Here is a 16,654-nt window from a genome sequence, read left to right as displayed (position 1 = left end):
TCGTTGGCGACGGGGCGCTCATGAAACGTCGCACCATATTGCTTGGAAGCGGCGCGCTGATGGCGGGCATTCCGCCGTGGGTGCTGGGGCAGGCCCAGGCACTGGAGCAGGTGGCACTGGTTATCGGCAACAATAATTACAAGGACGCGGCGCAGCTGGTCAATGCCGGGCGCGATGCGCGTCTGATGCACGATACATTCACTCGCCTGGGCGCGCGCAGTGATCTTCATCTCAATCTCAACAGTACCGACCTCAGCAAGGCCGTGACTGACTTCGTGCGCAAGATACAAGGCCGACCGGTCGGCATTGCCTGGTTTTTCTTTTCCGGACACGGCGCAGCACTGGACGGCAAGAGTCTGTTGCTTGGCACCGATGTGTCGCTGCAGACTCCCGCCGCATTGAAAGCATCGGGCTATGACCTGGATCGCCTGAAGGGTTTGCTGGATCAAGTCAAACCGCGCATCGCGGTGGTTGTGATCGACGCTTGTCGCAACAATCCGTTTCAGACCCGGGCACTGGAGCGCAGCACCAAGGGATTGGTGCCGAAGCCTTGGGACGGCACGCTGGTGGCGTATTCGACAGCCGAATACACGAAAGCGCTGGATTGGCCGCAGAAAAGCAATGGCCCTTACGCAACTGCACTTGCGGCTTGTCTGACCGAGGCCAGGGCGCGCGGTCTGGAAGACGTATTCAAGGCCGCTTCGGACCAGGTGTTTGCGCAAACTGGTCGTGAACAGACACCCGGTTATTACTCCGAGCTGCGCAGCCAGGTGTGGCTGGACAACGGCAAAATCAGTCTGCGTTCGTTGGCGCAACCTGCCACTTCGGTAAGCGCCGGTAACGATCCGCGTAACAAGGCAGCGCGTTCACTGACACCGGCCGTTTATCGTGCTGACTTGCAGCTGGACGATCAGTATGCCGGTACCAGCGGCACCGAATGGGCCGAACAACTGTACCGGCTCGAAACCGGTGTACCGAAAATGGACCGTTTCGAATCCGTCAAAGTGTTGGCGAAGGCACGTCAGCGGAATGCCGATGATCGTGAACTTTGTATGGCCGGGTTGTTGCTGCAAACCGGCAACCGTGCCCAAGGGGTGGAAAAAAATCGTGAGCTGGCTGCCAGATATTTCGAGCGTGCCGCCTCGCGTGGCCATGTGCCGGCCCAAACCTTGCTCGGTGAACTGGCGTATGAACGTCAGGATTATGTGCAGTCATACAAATGGCTCTCGGTGGCGGCCCGTTCCGGTTACGGCCGGCCGGTCATGGATCTGGCGCAACTGACCGGTGAAGGACTGGGCACCGTCAAGGATCCGCAGAAAGCCATGGAGTTACTGATGCAATCGATTCGGGCGATTCCCGGAATGGACAAGGCGGGAAAATAAACATGTGCCATTTTCATCGAAACGAGCGCCATGTCTGAACGCGAAAAACCAGCTGTGCCGCCGGTTGGCAAGGCACGCGCTTTGAGTGATTTTTTTTCTTCGCAGGCAATGCTCTGCCTGATCACGCTGATGGTATTCATCGGCCTGGTGATCGCCCTGGCACCTGTGGGCTTGAGTTATCTGAAGCAGTCCGCCAGTACGTCGGGCGGCGTCGGTGCCAACACCGGTGCGACCCGTGGTGCCGGTATCCGTGCCGCCGTGCCTTGCAATCCGGTGTTGGTGACTTTCACCGATGAGGTACCGCTGGGGAAACTGAATCGTTTGCTCAACAGTCTGGATGCCAGCATTGCTTTCGGTCCCAATGAAAATGGCGCGTTCGAACTGGCATTGCCCGTGGCCGGTGTTGCGGCTGCGGTGGAGGCGCTCAATCGCATGCCGGAAGTAGTTGTGGTTGCCTCCTTGCGTGTTCAATGTTTGCCCGCCGGCCAATGACGCTGCGCGGTGTGACACGGGATGTGTGGGCCGGGGTTCTGACCGCTTGCGTGTTTTACGCCGAATATGTGAGTCTCGGTGCGGCGCTCGGTGATGCTTTGCCGGGCCGTACCGGCGCTGCCCTTGGGGCGCTCATGGTATTGGGCGCGGTGGTGCTGGGTTGCGCCATTGCGGTGCTGTTGCCACGCCCCTTGCTGGCAGGTCCGCGCGGGGCCTCGCTGGCAGTATTGATCGCCGGCATGAAGTTTGCCTCGGCTCAGGCGACGGTTCCGGAAGTACGCATGGAATCGGCTGTGGCAGGTCTTATGGTGATCTTGCTGACGGCCGCGGCGATGCAATTACTGGGATTGCTCAAACCTGTGCAGAATTGGATTGCCGACAGCAACGTTGCCATGCGCAAGGGCTTCATGTTCGCCTCCGGCATAGGGATCGTGGTCGGACTCGGTACCACGCAGTTGCAAAGCTGCCTGCATGTCGATCCGGTAGCGACTGCCGCAGTGGCGACTGCCGGTGTGATCGCCGCGCTTACCTGGGGTGCCGCCTGCAAATATCCTGGCTTGCGTCACACCCCGCTGGTGCGCCTGGCACCGCTGGCAATTCCGATCGGAGTGGCAACTGCGACGATCGGCTATTACCTGTTCATTGCCGATCATGCCGCTGGCGGTTACTGTGGAACGCTGGGCTCGAACGGCCTGCGCCTGTCATTGCTGAGCGAGATTGCGTTCGGGCCGCATACCGTGCTGACGGCATGGCATTATTTGCCGCTGTGGGTATGGCCGGTGCTGTTGCTGATTGGCAGCCTGTTGGGCGGCGTGATGTTGCTGGAAACACTCACCACGCTGCGTGACAGCAAGGATCGCAGTGATCGTTCACATTGGCCTTCTCACATCGGGGGCAACGCCTTCGGCAATGCAGTAGGTGCGTTGTTAGGCTTTTCATGTGTTTCGCTGTCGACCTCGCGCACCAACGCCCTGGTCGAATCGCAAGCCAATTCACGCATCGCAGTACTGGTACATGGTGCCTGCGTGCTGGTCATCGGCTTATGTCTGACCTCAGTGATTGCCCGCTTGCCGCAGCTTGCCATTGCTGTGGCGCTGATGGTGGTAGCAATTCAGATCATCGACGACGACACCCGCAAGGAGGTCTGGTCCAGGGGCTATCGTCCGGATGCTACGGCGCAAACGATACACACTACCTGGATTTTCCTCGGCGTGGTGGGTAGCAGCGCGCTGATCGGCATGGGGCTGATGAAACTGGGGTGGGGGTTCGGCGGCGGGCCATTACTTGCATTGGTGCTTGCTGCGGTGTTGTTGCGCAAAGGGCGGACGATGGGTGACCAGGGTCATGTTGTCTCATCGGGTCGATGAATGACGACGGTACTTGTTGCGGTCAGCATGGGTAACGCAGAAAACGTCAACAACGCAGTGTCGGATCCTCGCCCAAACTTTATTTTTGTTTTTGTTACCGGTTTTTGCAGATGTCTGCGAATAGATGGTATCGCTCGCGTATTTTTGCCGATGCAACCGGATCGGTAGCGGTTTGGATAACCATGTCGCGGGGTTGCCTGACAATTTGCCGGCGCCGCAATGTATGACTTTACCAACGCAGTTATTTTCAATCGTCTTGTCCACTCTCAGGGTTAAATTATGAAAGAAATAAAAGCCGAAAATCCAGTCGATATCGAAAACGTTGATGGCGGGATTGTAATAACAGTGCCAGGGGATAACCCGCCGATGTTTCCGATGATTCTTTTATCCGTGATGACGGTGGTCCTGTTTATTGTCGGGCTGGAGTCGCATGGATTTATTTTCATCTCTTTGTTATTGGCGGGATTTCTGTATTTTGCTTATAAAACCAACAAGAAAAAGCAAGTCATTAAAATCATCGGCGGTAAGCTCATCACGGCCAAACAGTCCTTCGATGTCGCGAGTATTTCGTCGATCGAACTCGGTAACGCATTTTCGTCAACATCGCTGATGAGCAGCAACTCCGTGGTGGTGGGTAGCGGTGCGGTCGGGATCGCTGCCGGCGCGGTGGGTTCAGCCCTTCAGGGTGCGACAATGGGCTTGGCCAATGCCTCTCTGAAATCTGGTGCAAAAAAGGGGTATTACGTCAAGATTGTGTATGGCACAAAAAAATATTATGTTGCCAAGCGCATGCGAGAAATTCGCGCCAATGCTTTGTACTCTGCATTGGCTGGCAACTGACGCCACTTTGCTCACGGTTAATCCAGCGGTTGCCGGTGTGAAGGCGACCGTGGACGTTTCTGCACCGCCTGCAACAACCAGTCATTGAAGCGTTTCACTTTCGGCCACTTGCCATGGGTGGCCGGATAGACCAGATGATGCGCATGCACCCGGATCCCTTTGCGATCCGGAAATGCCGGCATCAGCTTGCCGTCTGCCAATGCCGCCTCGGCCAGCCAGGAGCTGTCGAGCGCAATTCCCAATCCCTGTACTGCCGCTTCAATCGCCAGATAGGCGCGGTCGAAACTCAGTGCATACTGGCTCGGGCTGACCTGAATACCGTGCGCGGCAAACCATTGCGGCCACTGCACCAGATTCACTTCGGAAAAAATCAGATTCTGTTGCAGCAAATCTTGCGGGCTGCCGAGTTGCAGGCGTGCCGCCAGCGCCGGGCTGATCATCGGCGTGACTTCTTCGGTGCAAATGGTTTCGACATGCAGGTCGGCCCAGCGTACCGCGCCATAACGAATATCCAGATCCACTTCGCCGCGCGAAAAATCGGAATGCATATGCGAGGCCGACAAGCGGATCCGAATATCCGGATGTTGTTGCATGAAATCGGGCAAGCGCGGCATCAGCCACAGACTGGCGAAACTCGGCGAGGCATGCACCCGCAGCACTTCGATGCCGTCGTCGGCGCGGGCGTTTTGCGCGGCGCTGGCAATCAGCGCCAGCGCCCCCGCCAGACTTTGCTGATAGCGCTCGCCTGCAGGAGTCAGGACCACGCCGCGCGACGTGCGGCCGAACAGTTTCAGGCCAACGTAATGTTCCAGATTGGTGATTTGGTGGCTGACTGCGGACGGCGTCAGATTCAATTCTTCGGCGGCCTTGCTGATGTTGCCAAGGCGCGCCACGACCTCGAAGGCAATGACGGATTTGAGCGGCGGCAGGTGGTGCATGACGGTGTCTCCCGGCGTGAGCTTGCTTGTTCTTGTTATGAAAAATATTCAAAGCATGTTGAGGGATTCTAGCTTGCTGGCATAGGGAGCGGGTGAAATACTGAAGCCGTCGTCGAGAGCCGTTGTGAATTAAATCGAAGAAGCGCTCGCGTCGGAAACAGACCCATCCATCAAGGAGACAACCGTGTTACTCAAAGACAAAGTCGCCATCATTACCGGCGCTGCTTCCGCTCGCGGTATCGGCAAAGCCGTTGCCCGCCTGTTCGCCGCGCATGGTGGCCGGGTGGCCATACTCGATCTGGACGAAGCCGCTGCGGCGGCTGCCGCCAGAGATATCGGCGCCGGCCATATCGGCCTGGCTTGCAATGTCACCAACAAGGCTGACTGTGAACGGGCGGCGCAAGAAGTGCTGCAACGTCTCGGCCAGGTCGACATTCTGGTCAACAACGCCGGCATCACCCAGCCGCTGAAGATCATGGATATTCAGCCGGAAAACTACGAAGCAGTGACCGATGTCTCGTTGCGCGGCACTTTGTACATGAGTCAGGCCCTGATCCCGCACATGCGCAGCCGGCGCAGCGGTTCCATTGTCTGCCTGTCATCGGTGTCGGCGCAGCGCGGCGGCGGCATCTTCGGCGGTCCGCATTATTCTGCCGCCAAGGCCGGCGTGCTCGGCCTGGCGCGCGCCATGGCACGGGAACTCGGACCGGACAATATCCGCGTCAATTCGCTCACGCCCGGACTGATTCAAACCGACATCACCGCCGGCAAGCTGACCGATGCCATGAAGGCGGAAGCGCTCAAGGCGATTCCGCTCAATCGTCTGGGCGAGGCCAACGACGTCGCCAACAGTTGCCTGTTTCTCGCCAGCGATCTGTCGTCCTATCTGACCGGCGTCACGCTGGATGTCAACGGCGGCATGTTGATTCACTAAGGAGTGCACATGAATACCGAGAGCAATACTGCAGAAAAGAATTTTACGCTGGCGGAACGCGCTTATCGCATTCGCAGGAAAGCCTTGCGCATGGGCGAGGTACAAGGTCAAGGTTACATCGCGCAAGCCTTGGGTATTTCCGATGTGCTGGCGGTGGCTTACTTCCGCGCGCTGCGCTACAAGGCGGACGATCCGCATTGGGAAGAGCGCGACCGCTTTTTGCTGTCCATCGGGCACTACGCGATTGCGCTGTATTCGGTCTTGATCGAGGCCGGAGTGTTGCCGGAAGAAGAGCTGGAAACCTACGGCGCCGACGACAGCCGCTTGCCGATGTCGGGCATGGCGGCCTATACGCCGGGCATGGAAATCACCGGCGGTTCGCTCGGGCAGGGTTTGACGGTGGCGGTCGGCATGGCGCTCGGACTCAAGCGCAAGAAATCCGGCGCGTTCATTTACAACCTGTTGTCGGATGGCGAACTGGACGAAGGCGCAACCTGGGAGGCGGCGATGTCGGCGGCACACTGGAAGCTCGGCAATCTGATCGCCATCGTCGATGTCAATAATCAGCAGGCCGACGGGCCCTCCAGCAGTGTGTTGAATTTCGAGCCGCTGGCCGATAAGTGGCAAGCCTTTGGTTGGTACGTGCAACGGGTCGATGGCAACAACCTCAAGGAAGTGGTTGCCGCATTTGACCGCGCCCGGGTACTGGCCGACGACAAGCCGCGCGTCATCATTTGCGATACCAAGATGTGCAAGGGCGTGCCTTTCCTCGAAGGTCGCGAAAAGAATCACTTTATTCGTGTCGATCCTGATGAATGGCAACTGGCGCTCGATACGCTTTACGTAGGGAGCGAAGCATGAGCCAACATCAGAATCAGGCCGTCAAGAAAACAGACGCTGCCGAAGCCAAATCCACCGCACCTGCCAAACCGCGACTGACCACCTCGGCGATGATTGCGTCGCTGGCCGCCGAAGGGCAGGCGACACGTCCGGCACCATTCGGTCACGCGTTGGCGGAACTGGCGAATGTGCGTACCGATATCGTCGGCATGACCGCCGATCTGGCCAAGTACACCGACTTGCACATCTTCGCCAAAGAACACCCGGAGCGTTTCTATGAAATGGGCATGGCCGAACAATTGCTGATGGGAGCCGCCGCCGGCATGGCACGTGAAGGCATGGTGCCGTTCGCCACCACCTACGCCGTGTTCGCTTCGCGCCGCGCCTATGACTTCATCTGCATGGCGATTGCGGAAGAAAGTCTCAACGTCAAGATCGTCGCCGCCTTGCCCGGGCTGACTACCGGTTACGGTCCCAGCCATCAGGCCACCGATGACCTGGCGATTTTCCGGGCGATGCCGAATCTGACTATCGTCGATCCTTGTGACGCGCTCGACATTGAACAGGCGGTGCCGCAGATTGCCGCGCATCAGGGGCCGGTCTACATGCGGCTGTTGCGGGGCAATGTGCCGGTGGTGCTGGATGAGTACGACTACAAGTTCGAACTAGGCAAGGCCAAGATGATCCGCGATGGTCGCGACGTCTTGATCATCTCCACCGGACTGATGACCATGCGTGCACTGGAAGCAGCGAAGCTGTTGCAACAAGACAGTGTTGATGTCGCTGTGCTGCACGTGCCGACCATCAAGCCACTCGATGAAGAAACCATCCGCCGCGAAGCTGCCCGCAGCGGTCGCATGGTCATCGTGGCTGAAAACCATTCAGTCGTCGGCGGTCTCGGCGAAGCGGTCGCCGGCGTGCTGATGCGCGCCAATGTGCGACCGCCGGCATTTCGTCAGATCGGCTTGCCGGATGCCTTTCTTGATGCCGGTGCTTTGCCGACCTTGCATGACCGCTACGGCATCTCGGCCAGCGTGATGTCGGCCAATATCAAGTCGTGGCTGTAAATCCAATGATGATGACATCAGTACGAAAGGAGTACAGAGAAAAATCGCCGGCGTGACAGCGCTGCGTCCATTTCAAAAAAGCGGCAAGCCAGACATGACCATCGCGTCGTTTGGCGCAAAGCTGCATATATCCAGAGGAGACAGACATGAAAAAATTATTCCCATGCGTTTCAGCGCTGCTTGCTGCATTGACGTTCGGCCTGGCAGCCCAGGCAGTGGCGCAAGCGCCGGTCAAACTGACGCTCGGCCACAATGCCGCACCCGGCAATCCGAAAGCCGAAGGCACACTCAAATTCGCCGAGCTGGTGAAAGCCAAAAGTAATGGCCGCATTACGGTACAAGTCGCCGGCGCGGCGCAATTGGGCGAGGATCTGACAATGATTTCCGCGCTCAGAACCGGAACGCTGGACATGAGTGCCAATTCGCAGGGGCCGGTGTCGTCGGTGGTGCCGGAGCTGGCGGCCTTGGGCATGCCTTTCCTGTTTGCCAGTCTGCCGCAGGCATGGGCTTTGCTGGATGGCCCGGTGGGCCAGGATCTCGCCAAAAGATTCGAAGCAAAAAACATGGTGCTGATCGCCTGGTTCGACAACGGTATTCGTCAGACCACCAACAGCAAGCATCCGATTGCCAAACCGGATGACCTGAAAGGCCTGAAGATACGTACCCCCGCCGATCCGGTGACGGTCGATACTTTTCAGGCGATGGGTGCAAGCACCCAGCAGATCAATTTCTCAGAGCTGTATATCGCCCTGCAGCAAGGTGTGGTCGATGGGCAGGAAAATCCGCTGGCTAATATCCATTCTTCCAAGCTGCACGAAGTGCAAAAATATATTTCGATGACCAATCACAAATACGAATCGACGCCGGTATTGATGAGCGCGATCACCTGGAAGCGTTTGTCTGATCCGGACCGAAAAATAATCAGAGAGGCGGCAGCAGAAGCGACCCTGTTTCAGCGCAAGCTGATGGCGGATTCAGATGAAAAACTGTTGGCAGAATACAAGAAAAATCCGGCGGTGCAGGTGAACAGTCCTGATCTGGCACCGTTCAAGGCGGTCACCAAAGTAGTGTGGAATGACTGGGAGAAAAAGCCGTTCGGCGATTTCGTGAAAAAGCTGCGCGCCACGATTCAATAAGCATCCGATCAATACATATCGGGTAAGAGAACGCGCTGCAGAATCAGGCCGGCAAGAAATGCAGCGACGCCAGCCTGCTTGTGCGAGCGCGGCCCGGAAGGAGACGTCATGAGCTGGAAAGAACCTTGCATATCCGTTGCCAATGCAACGGAAAAAAGCATAGAAAAACTCTGTACTTTCATATTGCTGTCGACCGGTTTGAGTCTGCTGGTCATTCTTACTGCCACGGTTGTTTTGCGTTACGGTTTCGGCTCCGGTGTCAATGCCAGTTCCGAAGTGGTGGCCTTGCTGTTCCCGATCTTTGTGATGGCCGGCATTGCGCAGGCGGCATTGCAGGGCGCGCACGTCGCCACCCAATTGCTGCTCAATTCGCTCAACGCGCAATGGCGCATCCGTCTGACCTTGCTGATCCATGGCGTGACCGCCGCGACATATTTATGGCTGGCGTGGTTTGCATTCCAGAATGCCGTCATTGCGCACGATGAGCTGAGCACGATCCTGCATGTGCCGGGCAGCGTCGGTTATGGGGCCCTGGCAGTAGGACTGGCGCTGGTCGGTATCTGCAGCATGGCGGCGATTGTGCGTCATCTGGTGGCGCGTGAAGCGGTTTATGTCAACCTGGCGGAAGCCGGACCGGGGGTGGTATGAGTCTGATCATGGCAGTCATTTTCGCTTCGTTGCTGGCGTTGTCGTTTCCGGTTGCGCATGCACTGGTGGTCGGCTCCACGCTAGGCATCATGTCGTCCGATCATTTGCCGCTGTTTGCCGTCATCCAGCAACTATTCGCACCGACGCAGAGTTTTCCGTTGATTGCGATTCCGTTCTTCGTGATGGCCGGCGATCTGATGATGAACGGCAAGCTGGGGCAATATCTGATCGATTTCGCTACCGATCTGGTCGGGCGTTTTCGCGGCGGCCATGCGCAGGTCAGCGTACTGGGTTCGACGCTGTTCGGCGGCGTGTCCGGTTCTGCGGTGGCCGATGCTACCGCGTTGGGATCGGTGCTGGTGCCCTGGCAAAAGAAGATGGGCTATCCTGCCGCATTTTGCGGTGCCACGATTGCCGCTGCGTCCACCATCGACATTCTGATTCCGCCCTCGATTCCATTGATTCTGTACGCATTGATGTCGAACGCGTCGATCGGCGGATTGTTCTTCGCCGGCATTTTGCCGGGGTTGATGTTGGCGGTGGGCTTTATGCTGGTCTGTAATATCAGTGCCAGACTGCGGGGATTTCCCTATGAGAAAAAGCCGGTGGCATGGGGCTTGATGGTGAAACGCGGAATTTATGCCGCGCCGGCCCTGATGTTGCCGGTATTCATTTTGATCTCGCTGCGTTTCGGGGTCGCCACACCGACCGAAATCAGCACGATTGCGGTGACCTATTCCTTGCTGGCATCGGCTTTCATTTATCGCGATCTGTCTTGGGACCGGATCAAGCGCGCGATGATTTTCGCCGGCGTCGCCACCGGCGTGGTGATGCTGCTGATCATGGCATCCACGGCGGCCGGCTGGGTGCTTACGCTGGAGCAGATACCGGAACGCTTCATCGATTGGGCCAAAGGCAATTTCCATACGGCGACATCGGTATTGCTGCTGATGAATTTCGTGATGCTGGTGGTCGGCATGTTCATCGATTTGCCGGCGGCGATTCTGTTGCTGGCACCGTTGTTCGTACCATTGGCGCAAACCTACGGCATCGATCTGACGCAACTGGGCATCATCATGGTCGTCAATCTGGCAATCGGCTTATATACACCGCCGGTCGGCACCACGCTGTTCATCGGCAGCATGCTGGCGAAATCGAGCATTGGCGGAACGGTGCGCGAACTGCTGCCGTTCTACGCAGTGGCGCTGATCGTTCTCGGTTTGATGAGTTACATCCCCGCATTAACATTGAGGCTCTAGATGAAAAAACCAATAATTGCTTTCGTCGGTCTGGGCGCCATGGGCTTGCACAGTGCACGCCGCCTGGTGCAGGCCGGATTCGAGGTACGCGGTTTCGATTTGCAGCCTGCTTCTTTGCAAGCGCTGGCGCAGGCCGGCGGTATGGTTTGCACCAGCGCGGCCGAGGCGGTGCAAGGCGCGAGCCATGCGGTGTTGTTTGTCGTCAACGGCAAACAGGCAGAGCAAGTGATCTTCGGCGCGAACGGTTTGGTTGATGGCGCGACACTGGCATCGTCGCCATTGACCATCATTTCCTGCGTCACGATGTCGCCGACGGAAGCTGCCGCGCTGGGCGCACGCTGCACGGCCCGCAACTGGACATTTCTGGATGCGCCGGTAAGCGGCGGCATGGTCGGCGCAGAGCAGGGGACATTGACGATCATGGCGGCGGGCGAGCGCGAGGCAATCGAATCTTGCCGTCCGCTGTTCGCTGCCATCAGCCGGCGTCTCATGGTAGCCGGCGAACGCGCCGGGCAGGGTGCGATGGTCAAGGCGATCAACCAGCTCCTGTGCGGCGTGCATCTGGCGGCAGCGGGCGAAGCGATGGCAATGGCGCAACGCGCGGGACTGGACCTGCAAGCGGTGTTCGATGTCGTCAGTCAAAGCGCCGCCGGCTCATGGATGCTGAGCGACCGCGGGCCGCGCATGGTACAAGGCAGTTTCGATGCACCGACCAGTGCGGTCGACATCTTTGTCAAGGATCTGGGAATCGTGCAGGATATTGCCCGTGAACTACGTTTCCCGGCGCCTTTGTCGGCCAGTGCGCTGCAAAGTTTTCTGGGTAGCAGCGGTGCCGGCAATGGCAAGAAAGACGATGCCGCGGTGATGCAATATTATGCAAGCTTTCAACCGTGACAAGTCACCTGAAGAAAAGAGAATATCCGCTGCTCTTGTTCATTTTGAAAAGTTGACCATGGTCAATACAGAGATGATTTTGATGTCGCAGATTGATGCCATGGGCCGATTATCGGTGTAGAATCCGGCCCATGACGTTTTGCAACAGACGTCGTAAATGCTAGGGGTCCTGATCGCAAGCAGTTCGCGGTCGGGTGAGAAATACCCTTGAACCTGATCTGGGTAATGCCAGCGAAGGGAAGCTGTCGAGACGAACGCGTGCCATATCAGGCCGGATTCCGCTGGAAATGCAGTCAAACTTCCAGCCCCGCATCCCACCCGATAACGCCGCCACCAGATCCTCGAAAACCTCCTTTGCTGGCTCCAAGCCAAAGCAACAAAGCAAAGGAGCCAAAATGAATGCCAATCCAAAATTTTTGTCAGCAACCGCCACGGTAGACGAGGCGGCGGTCCAGCCATTGCCGAATTCGCGCAAGATTTACGTCACTGGTTCGCGTCCCGATATCCGCGTGCCGATGCGGCAAATCAGCCAGGCCGATACGCCAGCCATGTTCGGTTCGGAAAAGAATCCGCCGATTTATGTCTATGACACCTCCGGCCCCTATACCGACCCGGAAGCCACGATCGATATCCGCTCCGGCCTGTCGACCCCGCGTCTGCCATGGATTCTGGAGCGTAACGATACCGAAGAACTGGACGGTCCGACTTCCGAATACGGCCAGCAGCGTCTGAACGATCCGCAACTGGCGGAACTGCGTTTCAATCTGCATCGCAAACCGCGTCGCGCCAAGGCCGGCGGCAATGTGTCACAAATGCACTATGCGCGGCAGGGCGTGATCACGCCGGAAATGGAATTCGTGGCGATCCGCGAAAACCTGCGTCGCCGCGAATATCTGGCGGAACTCCAGGCTTCCGGTCCGATGGGCAACAAACTGGCCGATCTGATGGGGTGTCAACATCCGGGCCAATCGTTCGGCGCCGCGATTCCGGCGGAAATCACACCGGAATTCGTGCGCAGCGAAATCGCCCGTGGCCGCGCCATCATTCCTGCCAACATCAATCATCCGGAAATCGAACCGATGATCATCGGCCGCAATTTTCTGGTCAAGATCAATGCCAACATCGGCAACTCGGCAGTGACTTCGTCGATTGGCGAAGAAGTCGAAAAAATGACCTGGGCAATTCGCTGGGGCGGCGATAACGTCATGGATCTGTCGACCGGCAAGCACATCCACGAAACCCGCGAATGGATCATCCGCAATTCGCCGGTGCCGATCGGCACCGTGCCGATTTATCAGGCGCTGGAAAAGGTGAACGGCAAGGCCGAAGACCTGACCTGGGAAATTTTCCGTGACACATTGATCGAGCAGGCCGAGCAGGGCGTCGACTATTTCACGATTCACGCCGGCGTGCGTCTGCAATACGTACCGCTGACTGCCAAGCGCATGACCGGGATTGTCTCGCGCGGCGGCTCCATCATGGCCAAGTGGTGTCTGGCGCATCACCGCGAATCATTCCTGTACGAGCATTTCGAAGACATCTGCGCCATCATGAAAGCCTACGACGTCAGCTTCAGCCTCGGCGACGGCTTGCGTCCTGGCTCGATCTATGACGCCAACGATGAAGCGCAACTGGGTGAGTTGAAGACGCTCGGTGAACTGACGCAAATCGCCTGGAAACATGATGTGCAAGTGATGATCGAAGGCCCGGGTCACGTGCCGATGCACCTGATCAAGGAAAACATGGATCTGCAACTGGAACAGTGCCACGAAGCGCCGTTCTATACGCTGGGACCGTTGACCACCGACATCGCACCGGGTTACGACCACATCACTTCCGGTATCGGCGCCGCGCAAATCGGCTGGTACGGTACCGCCATGCTGTGCTACGTCACACCGAAGGAACATCTGGGCCTGCCCAACAAGGTAGACGTCAAGGACGGCATCATCACCTACAAGATCGCGGCCCATGCTGCCGATCTGGCCAAGGGCCATCCGGGGGCGCAGATTCGCGACAATGCCTTGTCCAAGGCACGTTTCGAATTCCGCTGGGAAGATCAGTTCAATATTGGTCTCGATCCCGACAAGGCGCGCGAATTCCATGACGAAACCCTGCCCAAGGATTCGGCCAAGGTGGCGCATTTCTGCTCCATGTGCGGCCCGCATTTCTGCTCCATGAAAATCACGCAGGAAGTACGCGAATATGCGGCCAAGGAAGGCATCTCGGAAATCCAGGCCTTGAAAAAGGGGATGGAAGTGAAGTCGGTCGAATTCGTCAAAATGGGCGCGGAAATTTATTCCAGGCAGTGAGTGCAGCCATGGAAATAGAACTCAACGGTGCACCGCACCGACTCGACGACGGCCACACGCTGGCGCAATTGATCAGCGCGCTGGAGCTCAGCGGCAAGGCCGTGGCAGTGGCAGTCAACCGGCAAGTGGTGCCGGCGCAGCTGTGGCCGCAACGGGTCTTGCAAAGTGCGGACCGGGTCGATGTGGTGCGCGCCATTGGTGGCGGTTGATGTTGACGGCGGTTGTGGCCGGGCATCCAGGATGCAGCGGCCGGCCGCCAGACAGACAAAGGAATCGAAATGAATATGAATGACACCCCCGTATTGAATGGCGATACGGGTTTGACCATTGCCGGCAAAACCTATGCTTCGCGGCTGCTGGTCGGCAGCGGCAAGTACAAGGATCTGGATGAAACGCGCGCCGCCACCGAAGCCAGCGGCGCCGACATCATCACGGTGGCGATTCGCCGCGTCAATATCGGGCAAGACCCGAATGCGCCGAGTTTGCTGGATGCGGTACCGCCTTCGCGCTATACCATCCTGCCCAATACTGCCGGCTGTTATAACGCGGAAGATGCGGTCTACACGTTGCAACTGGCGCGTGAATTGCTGAACGGCCACAAGCTGGTCAAGCTGGAAGTGCTGGGCGATGAAAAGACCTTGTTTCCGAATATGCCGGAAACCTTGAAAGCGGCACAAACGCTGGTCAAGGACGGCTTCGATGTGATGGTGTACTGCAGCGACGATCCGATCCAGGCGCGCATGCTGGAAGACATCGGCTGTGTCGCGGTGATGCCGCTGGCGTCGCTGATCGGCTCCGGCATGGGCATTCTGAATCCGTGGAATTTGTCGCTGATCATCGCGCAGGCCAAGGTACCGGTGCTGGTGGATGCCGGTGTCGGTACGGCGTCGGATGCGGCCATCGCGATGGAACTCGGTTGTGACGGCGTGTTGATGAACACCGCGATTGCCGGTGCCCGTGATCCGATCCGCATGGCGCGCGCCATGAAGCTGGCAGTGGAAGCCGGACGGGAAGCGTATCTGGCGGGCCGCATTGCGCGGCGTTTTGCGGCCTCGCCGTCATCGCCAATGGCCGGACGCATTGCATGAGTGTGTCGCACTCAAGCGCGACCGGCTACCGGAAAACACCGCCATGCGTGCTGGTGTTTTCCGGTTCTGACCCGGGCGGCGGCGCGGGCATGCAAGCCGACATCCCGGCCATCGGTGGCCTCGGCTGTCATCCGTTCACGGTGCCGACGGCACTGACCGTACAGGACAACGTCAGTGTGTTTGCGGTACACGCGCTGGATGCCGGGTTGATACGACATCAGGCCCAGGTATTGATTGATCGCTTCCGGATCGATGCGGTCAAGCTCGGTATCGTCGGCAACCGTGCCAATGCGGAAGCGATTGCAAGCTTGATTCGCGGTTTGCGTGTGCAGCAGCCTGAGTTGCCGGTGGTATTCGACCCGGTACTGGCCAATGGCAAAGGCGACCGTTTATCGACCGAGGATGCGGCGCGCGCATTGGAACCCTTGTATGCCGTAGCAACCGTGATCACGCCCAATCTGAATGAGGCGAATCGCTTGTGCGGCGCGCATCTGACGCCGGAACAGCAGGCAGCCGAACTGATGCGGCGCGGGTGCCGGCATGTCTTGCTCAAAGGCGGACATGGTCCGCAGCAGGAAGATGTCATCAATCGCTGGTTCGGTCCCGATGGTGCATTCCAGTCGTGGCGCTGGCCGCGTTTGCCGGATGAGTTTCACGGCAGCGGCTGCACGCTGGCAGCGGCATTATCGGCACAACTGGCCAAAGGACTGGCGCTGCCGGAAGCGATTGCAACGGCACAGGATTATTGCCAGCATGCGCTGGAAACTTCATACGCGATTGCGGACGGCCAGCGCATTCCCAATCGCATTCACTACGCGGCAGGAGCGTCATGATGAAAGCATTGAAGGGTTTGTATATCGTCACGCCGGATTGGGATGACACCGATCAATTGGTGCAGGCAACCGATCTGGCATTGCAGGGCGGAGCGGTACTGGTGCAATACCGGCACAAGACTGCCGATGCCGCATTGCGCAGTGAGCAGGCGGCGGCGTTGTTGCAGGTATGCCGCAGGCACGGCGTGCCGTTCATCATCAACGACCATCTGGAATTGTGCCTGGCACTCGATGCCGACGGCATTCACGTCGGCGGCACCGACGCTTCGGTGGCGCAGGTGCGGGCTGCGGTCGGAGCGGACAAGATCGTTGGCGCTTCGTGTTACGGCACATTGCAACTGGCGCGCGATGCGCAAGCCGCAGGTGCCAGCTATGTTGCCTTCGGCGGATTTTATCCATCGCGCGTGAAGAAATACGATTTCAAGACGGCACCGGAAATCGTGGCGCAATCGAAAGCGGAAATCGCATTGCCGGTGGTGGTGATCGGCGGCATGACAGTCGACAACTGTCAGCCTTTGATCGCGCAGGGCGCCGATCTGGTGGCGGCGATCAGCAGCGTCTATATGCAAGAAAACGTGAGCGGGGCTGCGCGCGGTTTTGCCGCCTTGTATCCGCAGGCCTGATTGC

At 58.2% G+C, this 16,654-nt stretch carries 17 protein-coding genes and 1 riboswitch; of the genes, 16 read left to right on the top strand and 1 reads right to left on the bottom strand.

The features are described 5' to 3' along the window. Window positions 1–20: 20 nt before the first annotated feature. From AKL27_RS12715 to AKL27_RS12700, 4 genes are all read left to right on the top strand, one after another. Window positions 21–1,382 carry a caspase family protein gene (locus AKL27_RS12715; protein ID WP_050463200.1) on the top strand — a complete coding sequence of 454 codons (1,362 nt, stop codon included), beginning with the start codon at window positions 21–23 and terminating at the stop codon, window positions 1,380–1,382. A gap of 30 nt (window positions 1,383–1,412) precedes the next feature. After that, window positions 1,413–1,874 (top strand): hypothetical protein, encoded by a 462-nt coding sequence (locus AKL27_RS12710; protein WP_050463199.1) that lies wholly within the window; start codon window positions 1,413–1,415, stop codon window positions 1,872–1,874. Further along, a complete protein-coding gene (locus tag AKL27_RS12705) occupies window positions 1,853–3,241 on the top strand; it encodes a SulP family inorganic anion transporter (protein WP_050463198.1) in 1,389 nt (462 codons plus the stop codon). Before AKL27_RS12710 ends, AKL27_RS12705 begins: the two co-directional genes overlap by 22 nt. Before the next feature lie 279 nt (window positions 3,242–3,520). After that, complete coding sequence (locus AKL27_RS12700; RefSeq protein ID WP_157056908.1) at window positions 3,521–4,081, top strand: hypothetical protein; 561 nt, start codon at window positions 3,521–3,523, stop codon at window positions 4,079–4,081. Window positions 4,082–4,098: 17 nt separating this feature from the next. On the opposite strand, the gene AKL27_RS12695 is transcribed toward AKL27_RS12700, so the two are convergent. Next, on the bottom strand, window positions 4,099–5,019 hold the full coding sequence (locus tag AKL27_RS12695) for a LysR substrate-binding domain-containing protein (RefSeq protein ID WP_050463196.1): 921 nt from the start codon (window positions 5,017–5,019) through the stop codon (window positions 4,099–4,101). A 184-nt stretch (window positions 5,020–5,203) separates the two neighbouring features. Between AKL27_RS12695 and AKL27_RS12690 the strand changes: the two genes are divergently transcribed. The 12 genes from AKL27_RS12690 to thiE all read left to right on the top strand — a co-directional run bounded on the left by AKL27_RS12690 (window position 5,204) and on the right by thiE (window position 16,650). Continuing rightward, window positions 5,204–5,953, top strand: coding sequence for an SDR family NAD(P)-dependent oxidoreductase (locus AKL27_RS12690; RefSeq protein ID WP_050463195.1), 750 nt, complete (start codon window positions 5,204–5,206; stop codon window positions 5,951–5,953). Window positions 5,954–5,962: 9 nt separating this feature from the next. Beyond that, the gene (locus AKL27_RS12685) at window positions 5,963–6,814 is read left to right on the top strand and encodes a transketolase (RefSeq protein ID WP_050463194.1); all 852 of its coding nucleotides are present in this window, start codon (window positions 5,963–5,965) and stop codon (window positions 6,812–6,814) included. Continuing rightward, complete coding sequence (locus tag AKL27_RS12680) at window positions 6,811–7,860, top strand: transketolase family protein (RefSeq protein WP_408609768.1); 1,050 nt, start codon at window positions 6,811–6,813, stop codon at window positions 7,858–7,860. Before AKL27_RS12685 ends, AKL27_RS12680 begins: the two co-directional genes overlap by 4 nt. A 146-nt stretch (window positions 7,861–8,006) precedes the next feature. Then, window positions 8,007–8,996, top strand: coding sequence for a TRAP transporter substrate-binding protein (locus AKL27_RS12675; protein WP_050463193.1), 990 nt, complete (start codon window positions 8,007–8,009; stop codon window positions 8,994–8,996). A 108-nt stretch (window positions 8,997–9,104) separates the two neighbouring features. Next, on the top strand, window positions 9,105–9,644 hold the full coding sequence (locus AKL27_RS12670; RefSeq protein WP_083439019.1) for a TRAP transporter small permease: 540 nt from the start codon (window positions 9,105–9,107) through the stop codon (window positions 9,642–9,644). Further along, window positions 9,641–10,903 carry a TRAP transporter large permease gene (locus AKL27_RS12665; protein WP_050463191.1) on the top strand — a complete coding sequence of 421 codons (1,263 nt, stop codon included), beginning with the start codon at window positions 9,641–9,643 and terminating at the stop codon, window positions 10,901–10,903. The genes AKL27_RS12670 and AKL27_RS12665 overlap by 4 nt, the downstream gene beginning before the upstream one ends. Beyond that, complete coding sequence (locus AKL27_RS12660) at window positions 10,904–11,797, top strand: NAD(P)-dependent oxidoreductase (protein ID WP_050463190.1); 894 nt, start codon at window positions 10,904–10,906, stop codon at window positions 11,795–11,797. It abuts the gene before it with no gap. A gap of 152 nt (window positions 11,798–11,949) precedes the next feature. After that, window positions 11,950–12,054, top strand: a riboswitch (TPP riboswitch). A gap of 138 nt (window positions 12,055–12,192) precedes the next feature. Further along, entirely contained in the window at window positions 12,193–14,106 is a 1,914-nt protein-coding gene (gene thiC, locus AKL27_RS12655; RefSeq protein WP_050463189.1) for a phosphomethylpyrimidine synthase ThiC, read from the top strand. Window positions 14,107–14,114: 8 nt separating this feature from the next. Beyond that, window positions 14,115–14,315 carry a sulfur carrier protein ThiS gene (gene thiS, locus AKL27_RS12650; RefSeq protein WP_050463188.1) on the top strand — a complete coding sequence of 67 codons (201 nt, stop codon included), beginning with the start codon at window positions 14,115–14,117 and terminating at the stop codon, window positions 14,313–14,315. Between the two features lie 69 nt (window positions 14,316–14,384). After that, window positions 14,385–15,194: a thiazole synthase gene (locus AKL27_RS12645; protein WP_050463253.1), complete on the top strand. Its 810-nt coding sequence runs from the start codon at window positions 14,385–14,387 to the stop codon at window positions 15,192–15,194. Continuing rightward, the gene (gene thiD, locus AKL27_RS12640; protein WP_050463187.1) at window positions 15,191–16,027 is read left to right on the top strand and encodes a bifunctional hydroxymethylpyrimidine kinase/phosphomethylpyrimidine kinase; all 837 of its coding nucleotides are present in this window, start codon (window positions 15,191–15,193) and stop codon (window positions 16,025–16,027) included. The genes AKL27_RS12645 and thiD overlap by 4 nt, the downstream gene beginning before the upstream one ends. Next, window positions 16,024–16,650: a thiamine phosphate synthase gene (thiE, locus tag AKL27_RS12635; protein ID WP_050463186.1), complete on the top strand. Its 627-nt coding sequence runs from the start codon at window positions 16,024–16,026 to the stop codon at window positions 16,648–16,650. Before thiD ends, thiE begins: the two co-directional genes overlap by 4 nt. Window positions 16,651–16,654 lie beyond the last annotated feature (4 nt).

Source organism: Herbaspirillum autotrophicum (assembly GCF_001189915.1).
Classification (GTDB): Bacteria; Pseudomonadota; Gammaproteobacteria; order Burkholderiales; family Burkholderiaceae_D; genus Herbaspirillum; species Herbaspirillum autotrophicum.
The sequence above is the reverse complement of the archived record's forward strand: the minus strand, read 5'-3'. Positions and strand labels throughout refer to the sequence as shown.

What these genes read in the sequence shown, in the direction of transcription:
- thiD (WP_050463187.1), top strand. Translation starts at nt 15,191, where the DNA reads ATGAGTGTGTCGCACTCAAGCGCGACCGGCTACCGGAAAACACCGCCA.
- AKL27_RS12665 (WP_050463191.1), top strand. Translation starts at nt 9,641, where the DNA reads ATGAGTCTGATCATGGCAGTCATTTTCGCTTCGTTGCTGGCGTTGTCG.
- thiS (WP_050463188.1), top strand. Translation starts at nt 14,115, where the DNA reads ATGGAAATAGAACTCAACGGTGCACCGCACCGACTCGACGACGGCCAC.
- AKL27_RS12645 (WP_050463253.1), top strand. Translation starts at nt 14,385, where the DNA reads ATGAATATGAATGACACCCCCGTATTGAATGGCGATACGGGTTTGACC.
- AKL27_RS12705 (WP_050463198.1), top strand. Translation starts at nt 1,853, where the DNA reads ATGTTTGCCCGCCGGCCAATGACGCTGCGCGGTGTGACACGGGATGTG.
- AKL27_RS12675 (WP_050463193.1), top strand. Translation starts at nt 8,007, where the DNA reads ATGAAAAAATTATTCCCATGCGTTTCAGCGCTGCTTGCTGCATTGACG.
- AKL27_RS12680 (WP_408609768.1), top strand. Translation starts at nt 6,811, where the DNA reads ATGAGCCAACATCAGAATCAGGCCGTCAAGAAAACAGACGCTGCCGAA.
- AKL27_RS12660 (WP_050463190.1), top strand. Translation starts at nt 10,904, where the DNA reads ATGAAAAAACCAATAATTGCTTTCGTCGGTCTGGGCGCCATGGGCTTG.
- AKL27_RS12670 (WP_083439019.1), top strand. Translation starts at nt 9,105, where the DNA reads ATGAGCTGGAAAGAACCTTGCATATCCGTTGCCAATGCAACGGAAAAA.
- AKL27_RS12685 (WP_050463194.1), top strand. Translation starts at nt 5,963, where the DNA reads ATGAATACCGAGAGCAATACTGCAGAAAAGAATTTTACGCTGGCGGAA.
- thiE (WP_050463186.1), top strand. Translation starts at nt 16,024, where the DNA reads ATGATGAAAGCATTGAAGGGTTTGTATATCGTCACGCCGGATTGGGAT.
- AKL27_RS12695 (WP_050463196.1), bottom strand. Translation starts at nt 5,019, where the DNA reads ATGCACCACCTGCCGCCGCTCAAATCCGTCATTGCCTTCGAGGTCGTG.
- AKL27_RS12710 (WP_050463199.1), top strand. Translation starts at nt 1,413, where the DNA reads ATGTCTGAACGCGAAAAACCAGCTGTGCCGCCGGTTGGCAAGGCACGC.
- AKL27_RS12700 (WP_157056908.1), top strand. Translation starts at nt 3,521, where the DNA reads ATGAAAGAAATAAAAGCCGAAAATCCAGTCGATATCGAAAACGTTGAT.
- thiC (WP_050463189.1), top strand. Translation starts at nt 12,193, where the DNA reads ATGAATGCCAATCCAAAATTTTTGTCAGCAACCGCCACGGTAGACGAG.
- AKL27_RS12715 (WP_050463200.1), top strand. Translation starts at nt 21, where the DNA reads ATGAAACGTCGCACCATATTGCTTGGAAGCGGCGCGCTGATGGCGGGC.